This window comes from Paraburkholderia dilworthii (genome assembly GCF_000472525.1).
Taxonomy (GTDB): domain Bacteria; phylum Pseudomonadota; class Gammaproteobacteria; order Burkholderiales; family Burkholderiaceae; genus Paraburkholderia; species Paraburkholderia dilworthii.
The window spans coordinates 40814-55767 of record NZ_AWZT01000002.1 but is presented as its reverse complement, the minus strand read 5'-3'; the positions used below and the strand labels follow the sequence as shown (position 1 = coordinate 55767).

Annotated in this window: 11 protein-coding genes; 5 read left to right on the top strand and 6 right to left on the bottom strand. The window is 61.5% G+C overall.

From position 1 onward, the window contains the following. Nucleotides 1–2 precede the first annotated feature (2 nt). On the bottom strand, nt 3–731 hold the full coding sequence (locus F759_RS0103950; protein ID WP_027798707.1) for an SGNH/GDSL hydrolase family protein: 729 nt from the start codon (nt 729–731) through the stop codon (nt 3–5). Continuing rightward, a complete protein-coding gene (locus F759_RS0103945; protein ID WP_027798706.1) occupies nt 728–1819 on the bottom strand; it encodes an acyltransferase family protein in 1092 nt (363 codons plus the stop codon). Before F759_RS0103945 ends, F759_RS0103950 begins: the two co-directional genes overlap by 4 nt. A 758-nt stretch (nt 1820–2577) precedes the next feature. Between F759_RS0103945 and F759_RS0103940 the strand changes: the two genes are divergently transcribed. The 3 genes from F759_RS0103940 (at nt 2578) to F759_RS0103930 (ending at nt 8774) form a co-directional block, all read left to right on the top strand. After that, the gene (locus tag F759_RS0103940; RefSeq protein ID WP_027798705.1) at nt 2578–4779 is read left to right on the top strand and encodes an NHL repeat-containing protein; all 2202 of its coding nucleotides are present in this window, start codon (nt 2578–2580) and stop codon (nt 4777–4779) included. 66 nt (nt 4780–4845) lie between these two features. Beyond that, a complete protein-coding gene (locus F759_RS0103935; RefSeq protein WP_027798704.1) occupies nt 4846–6312 on the top strand; it encodes a flippase in 1467 nt (488 codons plus the stop codon). Beyond that, complete coding sequence (locus F759_RS0103930) at nt 6309–8774, top strand: glycosyltransferase family 4 protein (protein ID WP_027798703.1); 2466 nt, start codon at nt 6309–6311, stop codon at nt 8772–8774. Before F759_RS0103935 ends, F759_RS0103930 begins: the two co-directional genes overlap by 4 nt. Nucleotides 8775–8975: 201 nt before the next feature. Here the strand turns inward: F759_RS0103930 and F759_RS0103925 are convergent, their stop codons facing one another. After that, nucleotides 8976–10181 carry an acyltransferase family protein gene (locus F759_RS0103925; RefSeq protein ID WP_027798702.1) on the bottom strand — a complete coding sequence of 402 codons (1206 nt, stop codon included), beginning with the start codon at nt 10179–10181 and terminating at the stop codon, nt 8976–8978. Beyond that, nucleotides 10178–10390 (bottom strand): hypothetical protein, encoded by a 213-nt coding sequence (locus tag F759_RS41990; RefSeq protein WP_152530583.1) that lies wholly within the window; start codon nt 10388–10390, stop codon nt 10178–10180. Before F759_RS41990 ends, F759_RS0103925 begins: the two co-directional genes overlap by 4 nt. An 11-nt stretch (nt 10391–10401) precedes the next feature. On the opposite strand from F759_RS41990, the gene F759_RS43210 reads away from it, so the two are divergent. Together F759_RS43210 and galU are read left to right on the top strand one after the other, a co-directional pair. Then, nucleotides 10402–10572 carry a hypothetical protein gene (locus F759_RS43210; RefSeq protein ID WP_154670901.1) on the top strand — a complete coding sequence of 57 codons (171 nt, stop codon included), beginning with the start codon at nt 10402–10404 and terminating at the stop codon, nt 10570–10572. A gap of 282 nt (nt 10573–10854) precedes the next feature. After that, nucleotides 10855–11793, top strand: coding sequence for a UTP--glucose-1-phosphate uridylyltransferase GalU (gene galU, locus F759_RS37220; RefSeq protein WP_084534206.1), 939 nt, complete (start codon nt 10855–10857; stop codon nt 11791–11793). 187 nt (nt 11794–11980) lie between these two features. Here galU and F759_RS0103910 read toward each other — a convergent pair whose 3' ends face one another. Further along, nucleotides 11981–14152: a malate synthase G gene (locus F759_RS0103910; protein ID WP_027798701.1), complete on the bottom strand. Its 2172-nt coding sequence runs from the start codon at nt 14150–14152 to the stop codon at nt 11981–11983. A gap of 175 nt (nt 14153–14327) precedes the next feature. Further along, the gene (locus F759_RS0103905; protein ID WP_027798700.1) at nt 14328–14732 is read right to left on the bottom strand and encodes a GlcG/HbpS family heme-binding protein; all 405 of its coding nucleotides are present in this window, start codon (nt 14730–14732) and stop codon (nt 14328–14330) included. Nucleotides 14733–14954: the final 222 nt, after the last annotated feature.

The window sequence follows — 14954 nt, the reverse complement described above, 5'->3', positions numbered from 1 at the left end:
CCTCAGAGCGTGCCATCCAGGAGCCGCCGCACCAGCGGTTCGACGACCTGAAAATCCTGTTCAGCCTTGAGCCGGTACAGGCCCGGCTTCGGATGCGCGCCGTCGGACATCAAGGTTTTCCAGTCGGGCAGACTGCTGATGTACGTGAACTGGTCGACCAGCGGGACCTGCTGCTCGGCGGCCACGCGGCGCGTCATCGCGACCATCGAGGCGAGCCGCGCATTGAGCCGGTTATCGGGCATCGGATTCGACGTCTCCAGTACCGGCTCTTTGCCGAGCGCGCGAGCCGTTTTGACGAGCGCGGTTTGCGCTGCGTAGAACTGCTCGGGCGTCTGGTTCTGCATGACCTCGTTAATGCCGTAGTTGATCAGCACGATCCGCGCGGGTGACGCCGTGAGCCGTTCGCGCCAGGGCAAACCGGCGGTGGGCCCAGCGCGGCGATTGCCCGTGCCGTCGAGCAGTTGCGTGGCCATGGTGCCGCCCACGCCATAGTTGGTCACGCGCACACGGTCCCCGTGATGCGTCTGCAACTCGTCCTGCAGGTAGGCCACGGCGTTCTGTGCTTGCGGCGCGCAACGGCCTTCGTTGCATGAAATGCCGAGCGTGGTGGAGTCGCCGTATGCGTCGATCAATATCTGCGCTTGCGCGGCTCGCGCGTTGCCAGGCGGTGCCGTGAGAACACACGCGGCCAGCGGCGCGAGCAGCGCGGTGCGCCATGCGCGGCCTCTCATGCGCGGCTGTGCGGTACTTGCGGCGCAGCGCTTGCCACGCCCGCGCCCGTCGTCGCATGCGAATTGCCGCGCGAACCGAAGATCAGCCGCTTCTCAAAGCCGAACCACGTGAGGCTCGCGTACGCGATGGTGATCGCGAGCGCGAGCGCGGCCGTCACATAGCGGTTCATTTGAAGCGGCCACAATGCATAGAGCACGCTCAAATGAATCAGATAGATCGTGTAGCTGATCGTACCGATGTACACCAGCACCGGATTGCACAGCAGCCGTTTGACGATGCCCTTGCTTTGCAGGGCGATGACTACGACGGACGTGCAAAGCACCAACGAAATGCTGTAAAGCCCCGCATTCGACAGCGGCGTATTGGCCGCGCGAAAACGCGGAAAGTGCAGATGCAGCCAGGCGAGCGCGGCGAGGGCGGCGATCACGCCCAGCACGGCCACGCCCTTGAACGGTTCGAGCGCGTGACGATCGCGGCGCACCGCTACCGCCAGCAGCGCGCCGGCCGCGAGCAAATCCATGCGAAACGGCGTCAGGTAATAGATCGGCCAGAACGAATCGAACCACGGCGTGGCCACTGCGCGCAGCACCGGCACGAGCAGGATCAACGCGGCGGCGACCCATGCGAGCACACGCTCGGGCACGAGCAGGATCACGAACGGCCAGACAATATAAAACTGCTCTTCGACCGCGAGCGACCACAGCACATTGAGGCTGTCGTGTCCGCTCTGATTCAGCGCATCGCCGATATTGGTTGCGAAGAACGCGTACCACTGCCAGTGCTGCGCCCAGCCGAAGCCGAACAGGATCGACGACACCACCATCAGCAACAGATAAGGCGGCAGGATGCGCCGCGCGCGACGTGCGTAGAAGTAGCCGAAATACGACTGCTCGCGCGCCTTGCGTTCGAGCAGGATGCCGGTAATCAGAAAGCCGCTGAGAACGAAAAACAGATCGACGCCCATCCACAGCGGCGCTTTCAATGCGTGCTGCGCGAACACCGCGAGCACGGCGATCGCGCGCAAGCCGTCGAGCTGCACGATGCGGCGTGAATGAGAAGGCGCTGTGGGCAGTGCGCTAGCAGTCATGAACCGTCCGTGGTGTGAAGCGGAAGAGCCGCGAGGAACTGCGAGGAATTGCAGGACGCGAGTCGCGCCCGCAATGGCCGCGACCAGAGTGCAATCGATTCTAGGCAAAATAAAATCGCGAAAAAACGGGAATGAAATGGATAAATGAATCAGATTGCAACAGCGTGTTTCGTTATGCATATTCGCGAGGCTTTTGTGCTTGCGCTTTACTTATGTTGTACTTGTGTCGCGTTCATGACGCGAGCCCCAATCGGTGCTGAAAATATCAGCAGCATCAACCGGCGCGGTAAAAAATGGGCGCGAGCGGTGCACGCATGCACCGTTCTCCGCACAAGACAAACAAATTTCCTTTTAATCGATTTTTAAATCGATTTCTTTTGTGCCGTTTAAAGGATCGAATATTTTTGAATTATTTTCGATTTTCATCGCGGCGTTTTTTACGCGTAATGTGAGCCGTGCGGATGGGGCGACCAGGGACTGCGCGTGCGCCGCATTCCTTCGACGCGGCATGCCGCCGCATTGACCCGCGTAGCAGGAGCGGGCGCCCGTGTATTCCGGCGTCGTCTCTCACAGCAACTTCTGGATGAAGCCGTCACGTTCATTGAGCGCCTGTGCGTGCCGATAGCGGCCTACGTCCGCGGATGGCGCTTGCAACGACGCTTGCGCGTGCGTGCTTGCCTATTCGCCGCACCGTTTGCAGCACCGTTTACAGCACCGTTCTGTCAAAGCGCCGATTCGCATCGACTGGAGGAAATACCTTGCCCCGTTTCACGTTCAAAAGCTGGCTCGCGGTATTCGCGTGCGTCGTCGGATTGGCTGCAGCATCGGCCAGTTTCACGGCTCGCGCGGAAACGGCGTTGGACGCGAAGACATCATGGATCGGCAATACGTTTGGCTTCGGCGACGGCACGTGGACGCAGATCAACATCACCGCGATTGCCGTCGCGCCCGACGGCAAGGTCTATACGAATGCGCCGTGGGACGAAAGCGGCGCGGAAGCGAGTGTTTACCAAAACGGCAAGATGCTCGGCTTCGCGGGCGGCACGCATGGCTGGGGCAATAGCGGCGGCAACGCAATTGCGATCAATCGCAAGTATGCGTTCGTCGCGATCGCAGTCGGCAATGAAAAAGGCCGGCTGGTCGAGCAGGGCGTATGGCCGGCAAAGGGCAAGCAGTGGTTCGGCATTTCGCGCCGGCAGATCGCCGATCCAAAGCGCGCGGCACCGTTTCAGCCCGCTGCGAAAGCTGCCGACCCGCATGCGCAACTCGCGGCCGGCTTCCTGATGATGAACGAAGTGCCGACCGGCACGAGCGCCGAGATCGGCGGACTTGCGGCGAGCGACACCACGCTCTACGCGGCCAACACGGCGCGCGATCGCATCGAGGTGTACGACGCCGAGTCGATGCAGCAGAAAGCCACGTGGAGCGTGCACGAGCCTGGCCGCATCGCGCTTGCGCCCGACGGCACGCTGTGGCTGCTGAGCGGTACGCGCAACGACCGCGCAGCGCATGTCGAGCACTACACGCCGGGCGGCAAGCGTATCGACGAGAACTTTGAACTGCCCGCCGGTACGCTCGCGGTCGACATCGCCGTCGATGCGAAAGGCCGCGTTCTGATCGCCGATAACGGCCCGCGTCAGCAGGTGCTGTTCTTCAGCAAGACCAATGGCCGCTACGAGCAATCCGGCTCGCTGGGCGAGCGCGGCGGCATTTTCAGCGGCGTCGCCGGAAGACCGGGACCGCAGCGTTTCAATGGACTCACAGGCGTGGGCGTGGATGCGCGCGGCAACGTCTACGTATCGACCAACGGCATCGGCCCGCGTTATGAGCCGATCGGCGCCGGTCTTGGCGCGACGCTCGAGAGCTACGCGCCTGACGGCAAGCAGAACTGGCTCGTGCAGGGACTGCTTTTCGTCGACGGCGCGTGGATCGATCCGTCGCGGCCCGACAGCGTGTATACGGGCAACAAACGCTTCGAGCTCGATTTGTCGAAGCCCGCGGGACAGGACTGGAAATATGTCGGATTCCTGTCTAACCGATTCAGATATCCGGACGATCCGGTTTTTCACACCGACCAGTATCCGGGCTTGCCGATCGTCCGCAAGTTGAAGGGTCACACGTTCCTGTATCTGACGGACATGTATGCGGACCATTTGAAGATCTATCGCTTCGATCCGCAACGCGATGGCGAAACGGCGATTCCATCGGGCTTTATCGCGGGCCGCGAGCGCGCGGTCGCCAAAGTGCCGAATGCACCGCCAGGCGGCGACTGGATCTGGCGCGACGCGAATGGCGACGGCAAATTCAATACCGACGAATTCGCACTCAATACGAGCGGCACGAAGCTCGCGGGCGGCTGGGGATGGTGGGTCGATACCGCCGGCGACATCTGGCGCACGCGCGATACCAAGGGCATTTACCGCTTCCGCTTCGGCGGTCTGGATTCGAAGGGCAACCCCGTCTATTCGTATTCGGACCTCACGCAGTACCCGGTGCCGCAACCGTTTACCGAACTGCATCGCGCGATCTACGAGCCCGACACCGACACGATGTATGTGAGCGGTTATACGCCCGACACGCCGGTCGATCGCGGCTTCTGGAAGGAAGTGGGCCGCGTGCTGGTGCGCTACGACAAATGGTCGAGCGGCAAGCCGGTGCAGCGCTATTCGATCGCGCTGCCGTGGCAGACACAGAGCAAACCCATCGCGACGATCATCGGCCTCACGGTCGAGGGGCGATACATCTTCGGCGTGGAACCGGTGGGCGCGGTGCACGTGTGGGACAAGGACAGCGGCCGCGAACTCGGCGTGATCCGGCCCGGACCCGAAGTGGGCGGAGCGTCCGGCTGGGTCGATGTGCCGAACGGCATCAGCGCTGCGAAGCGCGGCAACGGCGAGTACCTGATATTCGTCGAGGAAGACGCGCGCGGCAAGGTGCTGATGTACCGCTGGAAACCTTGACGGCTCGTCGGCAACACCACGCATGACAGAGAAAACAGGCAATCGTAGTCGAACCCAGGGCATCCGATGGACAAAGGCATTCTCAAGAACGTAGCGATCAATTTCTTCGGTCTCGTGCTGCCGACTTTCGTCTCGCTCGTCACCGTGCCGTCGTATATCAGGCTGCTCGGCGTCGAGCGCTATGGCGTGATCAGCCTCGTGTGGACGCTGATCGGCTACTTCGGAATTCTCGATCTCGGCATGAGCATGGCCGCGCAGAATCACATCTCGAAGGCGCGCGCGTCGGGCGACAAGAGCGAAAGCGCGCGCGTGTTCTGGAGCGCGACCTGGCTCAATCTCGCGACCGGTGTGATCGGCGGGCTGATCATCTATTTCGGCGCGTTCCTGTACACCGCGTATTTCACGAAGGTTTCGCCGGAACTGCAGCATGAGGTGTACATGGCGCTGCCGTGGCTCGCGGTGGCGATTCCCATTGCTAACGTCTCGTGGGTATTCGCGGGCGCAATCAACGGCGCTGAACGCTTCGGCATCTACAACACGAATCAGACGATCGGCACATTCCTGTTCCAGCTATTGCCGCTCGGCGCAGCGCTGTGGCTCGGCGCGAATTTGCAGAATGTGCTGGCGGCCGCGGTGTTCGCACGCATCCTCGCTGCGATCCTGCTTGGCCGGTCCGCGTTAAAAGTGCTTGAAATACGCAGTATTCTGCCGCCGCAACTCGGCGTCGCGAAGGGACTCTTCAACTTCGGCGGCTGGATGCTGATTGCGAGCGTCACCAACATGATCGCCGAATCGCTCGACCGTGTGATGCTCGGCACGAGTCTCGGCGCGCGCTTCGTCACGTATTACACGGTGCCGCAAAACCTCGTCACGCGTTTGAACATCGTGCCCACGGCGATGGTGCGCACGCTGTTTCCACGGCTGTCCGCCGTGGGCCGTGCGGACGCCGACACCATCACGCAACAGTCGCTCGAATTTCTCAACGGCGTGTTCACGCCGGTCGCGTTAATCGCGATGCTCGTGCTCGAACCGTTCCTGCATCTTTGGGTCGGCAATGAAATCGCGACCGTCGCGGCACCCGTGGGACGCATCATGATCGTCGCGGTATGGCTCGTGGGCCAGGCCAACGTCACGCGAATTTTGATCCAGTCGCAGGTCAATCCTGCCACCGCCGCGCGCGTGGGCCTGTTCGAATTGCCCTTGTTTGCAGGGGCTTTGTGGTTCGGCATCACGCATTTCGGCCTGACCGGCGCGGCGGTGACCGTGGCCGGCCGCGCGCTCTTCGATTACGTGGTGCTGTTGAGACTGTCGGCAATCCGGGCGAGACAGATCGCACTCGACATGCTCGCCCACCTCGCTTTCCTGCTGGCCAGCCTCTGGCTTTCCAGCTTCCTGCCGGGCCTCGCTATGGCGATCGTCGCCGGCGTATTGATGGTCGGCGCGAACATCGCCTGGTCCATCACGATGACTCCCGCCTTGCGCGATCTAGCGCGTTCACTGCTGTTGCGACTGAATCCGAGGAAAAGCGCATGAACCACGAAGTCCTTGAAGAAGCCGTGCTGCAAGTTCCAACGCGCAGCGCCCAGGCCGAACCGACCGCCGTTGCGGCGTTGGAGGCGTCGCCGCCGCGTGCCGCATCGCGCGGCGATAAACCCGTGCGCGTGGCCATCGTGCACGACTGGCTCGTTACCTATGCGGGCGCGGAGAAGGTGCTCGAACAGATCGTGGCGTGCTTCCCGGACGCGGACCTGTTCAGTCTCGTCGACTTTCTCGACGACCGCAGCTTTTTGCGCGGCAAGCCCGTTACCACGTCGTTCATTCAGAAGCTGCCGCTCGCGCGCACCAAGTACCGCACCTATCTGCCGTTAATGCCGCTCGCAATCGAACAACTGGACGTGTCCGCTTACGACGTGGTGATCTCCAGCAGCCACGCGGTGGCCAAGGGCATTCTCACCGGGCCGGATCAGGTGCATATCAGCTACGTGCATTCGCCGATTCGCTACGCGTGGGATTTGCAGCACCAGTACCTGCAACAGTCGAAGCTGACAAGCGGCCCGAAGTCCGCAATGGCGCGGCTCATTCTGCATTACATCCGCAATTGGGACACGCGCACGTCGAATTCGGTGGACGGCTTTATCGCCAACTCCGATTTCATCGCGCGGCGCATCAGGAAGGTCTATCAGCGCGATGCGCAGGTGATTTTTCCGCCCGTCGACGTCGAAGCCTTCACGCTATGCACGCAGAAGGACGATTTTTATCTGACGGCCTCGCGGATGGTGCCGTACAAAAAGATCGATCTGATCGTCGAGGCATTTGCGCGTATGCCCGAGCGCAAACTCGTTGTGATCGGCGACGGTCCCGACATGCAGAAAATCCGCGCGAAGGCCGGGCCGAACGTAGAAATCATGGGTTATCAGCCGTTTAACGTGCTGAAGGACCGGATGAGCCGCGCGAAGGCTTTCGTGTTTGCCGCGGAGGAAGACTTCGGCATCTCGGTGGTCGAGGCGCAGGCCTGCGGCACGCCTGTCATCGCGTATGGCAAGGGCGGTGCGCTCGAAACGGTGCGCGACCTGTCGGAGTCGCGTCCCACCGGCATGTTCTTCGACGAGCAGAGTGCGGAGTCGATCATCGCCGCCCTCGAGCGTTTCGACGGACACGTGAAGCGTTTTTCGCCAATCGACTGCCGTGCGAACGCAGAGCGTTTTTCAGAGGCGAACTTCCGCGAACGCTTTTTCGCGCATGTGGGGGCTTCGGTGCCGGCGCTGCGCAACGCGACACTCCCTCCGTACGTGCCGTATAAAGCGGAGCTTGCCGCAAACACGCCGCGCATTCTCGCCGTCGATCAAAGCGGCGTGCTCGGCGGTGCGGAGCTGTCGCTGCTCGAAATCGTGAAAGCCTTGCGCTCGCGCATTGAAGTCGTGCTGTTCGACGACGGCCCGTTCCGCGCGGCGCTCGACGAAGCGGGTGTCAGTGTCGAGGTGCTCGACGCGGGCGCACTGCGCAATGTGCGCAAGCAGGGCGGTTCGTTGCCGAAGGGCCAGGCGTTGAAGGGCTTGATGTCGCTCGTTCGCGCGACGGCCAGACGCGCGCGCAATGCGCAGGTGATCTATGCGAACACCCAGCGCGCGATGGTGATTGGAGCGGTCGCCGGCAAGCTCGCGAGGCGGCCGGTGGTCTGGCATCTGCGCGACATCGTGAGTCCCGAGCATTTCGGCGGCAAGCAGCTCGCGATCATCAAATGGTGCGCACGGCTCGGCCTAACGCACGTGATCGCCAATTCGGCCGCATCGGCGCGCGCGTTCGCCGACCTCACGCATTTCGACGAAAAACGCGTCGACGTGGTGTTCAACGGCATTTGCGCCGCGCCGTTCGACGCATTGCGCGACACGCCGCAAGCCGTGCTGCGCGAGCGGCTGAACCTGCCGAACGATGCATTCCTGGTGGGCTCGTTCAGCCGCCTCGCGCGCTGGAAAGGGCAGCACGTGCTGCTGCAGGCGCTGGTGCTCAATCCGCACATGCACGCGGTGCTGGTCGGCGCGCCGCTCTTCGGCGAGGACCAGTACGAGATCGAACTGCATGCGTTCGTCGCCGCGCACGATCTCGGCGGGCGTGTACATTTTCTCGGCTTTCAGCACGATATTCCCGCCTGCATGTGCGCGGTCGACGCGGTCGTGCATACGTCGATCACGCCCGAGCCATTCGGCCGCGTGATCGTCGAAGGGATGCTCGCGCAGCGGCCGGTGGTGGCCGCGCGCGCGGGTGGCGTGCTAGAAATTATCGACGACTACGAGAACGGCGTGCTGTGCACGCCTGGCGATGCGCATGCCTTGGCCGACGCGCTAGCCGAACTGCGCTCGAACGACGAACTGCGCATTAAGCTCGTCAAAAACGGCTACAGGACGGCGCTGAACCGGTTTGGTACGGCGAACTATGTCGAAAGCGTCGAGCGGATCCTGAAGCGTGTGGCGGGTCGTGGCAAGGCTGCTCGCGCGTGAAGTGCGCGGTTCGAAGGGCCGCGCCTGAGCCGCCGAGTTAGGGCAAAGATGCATGCTGCTGAGAACCCGGTTGAAAAGCGTAGCGAGAAACGCCGGTCACACGAGAAATAATTGACCCGGGTAAGCTGGACTCGGCCGGTTCCTGTCGTTTGGCGCAGCGGAGCGAACGTCATGGACGTTCGCTCCGTTTTTTTATCGCTATTACCTGAGCGCGCTTTTCGGCTTGAAACTGCCCGACCACTTCATCGCCGGCAGTTCGACGAGCCGATAGAACACATACGCGGCCGGCACGGCCACCAGCATATAGCCGAAGGACGGCCAGATCGACATCTGCAACGACGAGCGGTACAGCAGCGACGAAAGCAGCACGAAGATCGGCAGATGGATCAGGTACAGCGAGAAACTGAAGTCGCCGAAACGCCACAGAAGCCGCAAGCCCCAACCGTCGCGCTGGTCGCCGTTGCCGCGCTCGAGCGCATTGTAGAGATAGAAAGCAAACCCGATCGCCCACAGCTGGAACGCGCCGTACTGGCCGAAGTGAAACGCCGCGCAGCCAAGCGCGATGAATGCCGCGGCAAGTGCATAGAGCCAACGCGACGATTGCGTTCGCGGCGCAGTCCGGGCTTTCGCATCGGCAATCCACGCGCCAAGCGTCCACGAAAACCAGTACGACGTGAAGAACTGAATGTCATGCCGTTCCAGCACATACGCCGAAACGACATTGACCACGGCGACGATCGCGAGCACGGACGTCATGCCGATACGTCGACGCAGTGCAAAAAGCAGCGGATAGATCGCATAGAACTGCACTTCGAGCGAAAGCGTCCATAGCGCGCCGTTCGATCCATATGTCTTGCCGGCCACCCCTTGCAGCGAAAAGAGATTAACGAGAAACGCCTCTACGCCGATCTCGCGAATCTTGTGGCTCACCGGCGGCAGTTGCAGACTGAACCAGTCGAGTGCGAGTGTCAGCAGCAATGCCGCGAGCAGTACCGGATAGATGCGCGTAAAGCGGCGCACCCAGAAATTGCCTGCGGCGAGCCTGTAAGCCGGATCGTTAGCGAGCCGTAGTGCGCCGCTACGATGAATGCAGTAGCCGCTGATAACGAAGAAAATCGGCACGCCCGCCGATCCCCATGCAATCGGGAACGTCAGATAAGCAGCAATCGTATTCAGGCCCAATGAATGCCCCGCGTTCTGATGAAAAGCCTGCATGCCGACCCATTCGATCTGGCGGCAGTGAAAATACGCGACGAGCAGCGCGGCAAAGCCTCGCATTGCGTCGATCACATGCTCCTTGCCGGCACTGTCGGCGCGTGCGTCGCTTTGCGCGCGCGGCACGGCGGGCGTACGAGTTGGAGAGAGGGGCAGGGATGAGCCGGCGGCATCCAGTGCTGAGTCGCTCATGCGCGGTCCTTTATTCGAAGTGGTGCAAGGCGGATTCGCGCGCCGTCCGCGCGCAGTGCATCACATGCTAGTGCACTGTGCGCGCAAAAAATGGATAAAAAATCAATGGCGATTTCTTTTGAAAGTCCGTTTTGTGACCAATTGTAATTGCGCACCAGCAGATGAAGCGAACAATTATTTATCGCTTTTGTCGTGCTAATTTGCAGCACGGATTCTCCTGATGAGAGGTGAAGTCATGAACCTGCATTTGCTTGCCGGCATCGCCGTACTACTGATCCTCGTCGCCGCCTCCGCTTATCGCGAGGCGCTGCGCAATGAGCCGATCCGACGTTACCGCATTAATTCGGGCAAGCTGCCGCAACTCGACGAAAATGAGGAAGCCCGCCCGTGAGAGCCTGATGCGCCGGGCGCCTGTCAGCCGACAAGAGGGCAGCCGGCGATAAGCGGCGTGAGTAAATTTTTCTGAAACGTCTAAAAATAATTCGATTTTTCAAAGTAAATGTTGCCTGTCCTATTGGCATGCGGGGCAACGCACATCAATCGATTTTATTAAGCGATTTTTGAGAAATTTCACGCGTGATCTCGTGTGGCTTTTTTGTTAGCCTTTGTCGCGACGTTGAGCGGCCGCCATGCCCGCGAACACCAATTTCTAACCGATCTGGGAATGCCTATCATGCTGAAAGTCACCAAAGCCGTGTTTCCCGTAGCGGGCCTCGGGACACGATTCCTGCCGGCTACCAAAGCAAGTCCGAAGGAAATGCTGCCTATCGTCGACAAGCCGCTGATTCAGTACGCCGTCGAAGAAGCGATTGCCGCCGGCATCACCGAGATGATCTTCGTAACGGGCCGCAGCAAGCGCGCTATCGAAGATCATTTCGACAAATCGTATGAAATCGAAGCCGAGCTCGAGGCGCGCAACAAACAGAAGCTGCTGGACCTCGTGCGCAGCATCAAACCGGCCAACGTCGACTGTTTCTACGTGCGCCAGGCCGAAGCGCTCGGCCTCGGTCACGCGGTGCTGTGCGCAGAGAAGCTGGTGGGCGAGAGTCCGTTCGCGGTGATTCTCGCCGACGACCTGCTGCATAGCTCGAAGCCCGTCATGAGCCAGCTCGTCGATACGTTCAATCACTACCACAGCTCGGTGATCGGCGTCGAAACCATCGCGCGCGAGGACAGCCGTTCGTACGGTGTCGTGGATGGCCGCGAGTGGGAAGACAATGTGATCAAGCTCTCGGGCATCGTCGAGAAGCCGGCCCCGGACAAGGCGCCGTCGAATCTCGGCGTGGTGGGCCGTTACGTGCTGATGCCGACCATCTTCAAGCACATTCGCGCGCTCAAGCCTGGCGCGGGCGGCGAACTTCAATTGACCGATGCGGTGCAGTCGCTGCTCACCGAGGAGCAGGTGCTCGCGTATCGCTACTTCGGCACGCGTTTCGATTGCGGCAGCAAGCTTGGCTATCTGAAGGCGACGGTGGAGTTCGCGCTGCGCCATCCGGAGGTGAAGGAGGAATTCGAGGCGTATCTGCAGGCTTATATGCAGACAAACGCGCTGGCAAATCCGCAAGCAGATGCGCAGAGCGTGCCGGCGCAGTACACCGCTGAAGCGGCTTGAACAGAGCCACGGCCACCCCGATCGCGCAGTTCACGCAGGCTCGCATACAGGCATCACGTCGAAGCATCACGCAGAAGCGCGCATAACATCGCGTGCATTGAAAACGGGCGCCGCAGACCACGCGGGCGCCCGTCTTTTTTTGCCGCGCCAGAACTTCAATCCGTTCGGGGCGCGGTTGATATCAAGCTCAATTTTTCTTCACTTCCAGACGGAATTTGTGCAGCAACGGTTCCGTGTAGCCGCTCGGCTGCTGGCGCCCTTCGAACACAAGTGCCTGCGCAGCCTTGAACGCAATCGTGTCGAAGGCAGGCGCCATCGGCTTGTAATACGGATCGGCGGCGTTCTGCTGGTCGACGATCTTCGCCATGCGCTTGAAGGTTTCCTCGACCTGCTCGCGCGTCGCTACGCCGTGATACAGCCAGTTGGCGATGTGCTGGCTCGAGATACGCAGCGTCGCGCGGTCTTCCATCAGACCGACGTCGTGAATGTCGGGCACCTTCGAGCAGCCCACGCCCTGGTCGATCCAGCGCACCACGTAGCCGAGAATGCCTTGCGCGTTGTTGTCGAGCTCAGCGCGGATTTCATCGTCGCTCCACTTCGCGGTTTCGACGACCGGAATCGTCAGCAGGCCGTCGAGCAGTTCGTCGCGCACCTTCGCATAGTCGGTGCGTTCCAGTTCCTGCTGAACTGCCTGTACGTCGACCTGGTGATAATGCAGCGCATGCAGCGTCGCGGCGGTGGGCGAGGGCACCCACGCAGTGTTCGCGCCGGCCTTCGGATGCACGATTTTCTGTTCGAGCATCGCGTGCATCAAATCGGGCATCGCCCACATGCCCTTGCCGATCTGCGAGCGGCCCCGCAGGCCCGCGTGCAAACCGACGAGCACATTGCTGCGTTCATAGGCGGCAATCCATGCGCTCGACTTCATGTCGCCCTTGCGCATCATCGGGCCGGCTTCCATCGCGCTATGCATTTCGTCGCCGGTGCGGTCGAGAAAGCCCGTGTTGATGAAGGCGACACGTTCCGATGCCTCGGCGATACACGCGAGCAGATTCACGCTCGTGCGGCGCTCCTCGTCCATGATGCCCATCTTGATCGTGTTGCGCGGCAGCTTCAGCAGATCTTCGACGCGCGCAAACAGTTCGCTCGCGAATGCGACTTCGGCGGGGCCGTGCATTTTCGGCTTCACGATATAGATGGAGCCAGTGCGCGAATTCAGCTTGTGCTTGCGATCGTGCAGCGCACACAGCGTCGTGATCACAGCGTCGAGAATGCCCTCGGGAATCTCGGCGCCGTCCTTCGTCAGCACCGCCGGATTGGTCATCAAATGACCGACGTTGCGAATGAACAGCAGCGAGCGGCCATGCAGCACGACCGGCGCCGTGCCGTTCGCGGCGACGTACACACGGTCGTCGTTCAGACGGCGCGTGAACGTCTTGCCGTTCTTCGTGACTTCTTCGGTGAGGTCGCCGTTCATCAGGCCGAGCCAGTTGCGATAGAGCTGAACCTTGTCGTTCGCATCCACGGCTGCCACGGAATCTTCGCAGTCGATGATCGTGCTCACCGCCGCTTCGACCACCACGTCCTTCACGTGCGCGGCATCGGTCTTTCCGATCGAATCGTTCGCGTCGATCTGGATCTCGAAGTGCAGCCCATTGTGCTTGAGCAGCACGGCTGACGGCGCGTTCACCTCGCCCTGATAGCCGACGAATTGCGCGGGTGTCCTGAGTTCGCTCGTGCCAGTCTTCAGCGCGACGACGAGTTTGCCGCCTTCCACGCTATAGCGCATTGCATCGGCATGCGAGCCGTTTGCGAGCGGCGCGGCTTCGTCGAGAAACTTGCGCGCATAGGCGATCACCGCGGCGCCGCGCACCGGGTTGAAGGTTTTTTGCCTTTCGGCGCCGTTGGTGTCGGCAATTGCGTCCGTGCCGTACAGCGCGTCGTACAGACTGCCCCAGCGCGCGTTCGCCGCGTTCAGCGCATAGCGCTGATTCGACAGCGGCACGACCAGTTGCGGGCCTGCCTGTTCGGCGATTTCGGTGTCGACCTGATCGGTCGTGGCCTTCACGCTCGCCGGCGCCGGCACGATATAGCCGATGCCTTCAAGAAACGCACGATAGGCGCGCAAGTCGCGCACCGGGCCCGGATTGGCGCGATGCCAGTTGTCCAGTTCCGTTTGCAGGCGGTCGCGCTCGGCGAGCAGCGCACGGTTTTTGGGCGCCAGCTCGTGCACGAGGGCGTCGAAACCCGACCAGAATGCGGCGCTGTCGATTCCGGTGCCGGGCAGGGCTTCGGTTTCGACGAACTGGTCGAGGTTGGCGGCGACCTGCAATCCGCCGCGCGGGTTCATCTGAGTCATCGACTGCTCCATCTGTCTGAGTGGGGCCGATGTGTGGGGCATCGGCCCGCGTTGGGGCTACTGCCACGACAAGCTTCTTTCGGGTGTTGCATTTCGGGTTCAAGGGCCACGCAATCACGCGGCATTCGTGATTGCGCTCGCGTTGGCGATCGCTAACGCCATCGCCAATGCAGACTCAGACGCCGAGCGCCTGAATACCGGCCTTCGCGATCTGCGCGTCCTGATCGGACTTCACGCCCGATACGCCGACCGCGCCGATCACCTGACCTTCGACGATCACCGGCACGCCGCCTTCCAGCGTACCTTGCAGCGGCGCGCTGAGAAACGCGGTGCGGCCGTTGTTGATCATGTCCTCGTATACCTTGGTTTCGCGGCGACCGATCGCCGACGTGCGGGCTTTCTCCGTCGCGATGTACGAACTCGCAGGCGCGCTGCCGTCCAGACGCAGCATGCCGAGCGGGTGGCCGCCATCGTCGACCACGACGATTGCGACGGCCCACTTGTTTTTCTCGGCTTCCGTGCGCGCGGCTTCGAGGATGCGGGTCGTTTCGGCAATGGTCAGCACGGGTTTGCTCAGCATAATCAATTTCCTGTCTCGTTCATTGTAGGGATGCGACGTGCAGGGACCGCGAAAGGTGATCGTCCGCGGCACGTCCGTCGCGAATCAGCTTGATTGGGGATTCTACGTCCAAGAGCGATGTGAAGAAACGGGCGCCAGCAGTGACCACCTGCAATGGCCCGCGTCGAGCGGCGCATCGCGAACCGCGGCATGCGGGATTACCCGAAACAGGCGGCCACAAAC

Bases quoted from the DNA above. Each gene is read 5' to 3' on its own strand.
- F759_RS0103950 (WP_027798707.1), bottom strand. From the start codon at position 731: ATGAGAGGCCGCGCATGGCGCACCGCGCTGCTCGCGCCGCTGGCCGCG.
- F759_RS0103945 (WP_027798706.1), bottom strand. From the start codon at position 1,819: ATGACTGCTAGCGCACTGCCCACAGCGCCTTCTCATTCACGCCGCATC.
- F759_RS0103935 (WP_027798704.1), top strand. From the start codon at position 4,846: ATGGACAAAGGCATTCTCAAGAACGTAGCGATCAATTTCTTCGGTCTC.
- F759_RS0103930 (WP_027798703.1), top strand. From the start codon at position 6,309: ATGAACCACGAAGTCCTTGAAGAAGCCGTGCTGCAAGTTCCAACGCGC.
- F759_RS0103925 (WP_027798702.1), bottom strand. From the start codon at position 10,181: ATGAGCGACTCAGCACTGGATGCCGCCGGCTCATCCCTGCCCCTCTCT.
- F759_RS43210 (WP_154670901.1), top strand. From the start codon at position 10,402: ATGAGAGGTGAAGTCATGAACCTGCATTTGCTTGCCGGCATCGCCGTA.
- galU (WP_084534206.1), top strand. From the start codon at position 10,855: ATGCTGAAAGTCACCAAAGCCGTGTTTCCCGTAGCGGGCCTCGGGACA.
- F759_RS0103910 (WP_027798701.1), bottom strand. From the start codon at position 14,152: ATGACTCAGATGAACCCGCGCGGCGGATTGCAGGTCGCCGCCAACCTC.
- F759_RS0103905 (WP_027798700.1), bottom strand. From the start codon at position 14,732: ATGCTGAGCAAACCCGTGCTGACCATTGCCGAAACGACCCGCATCCTC.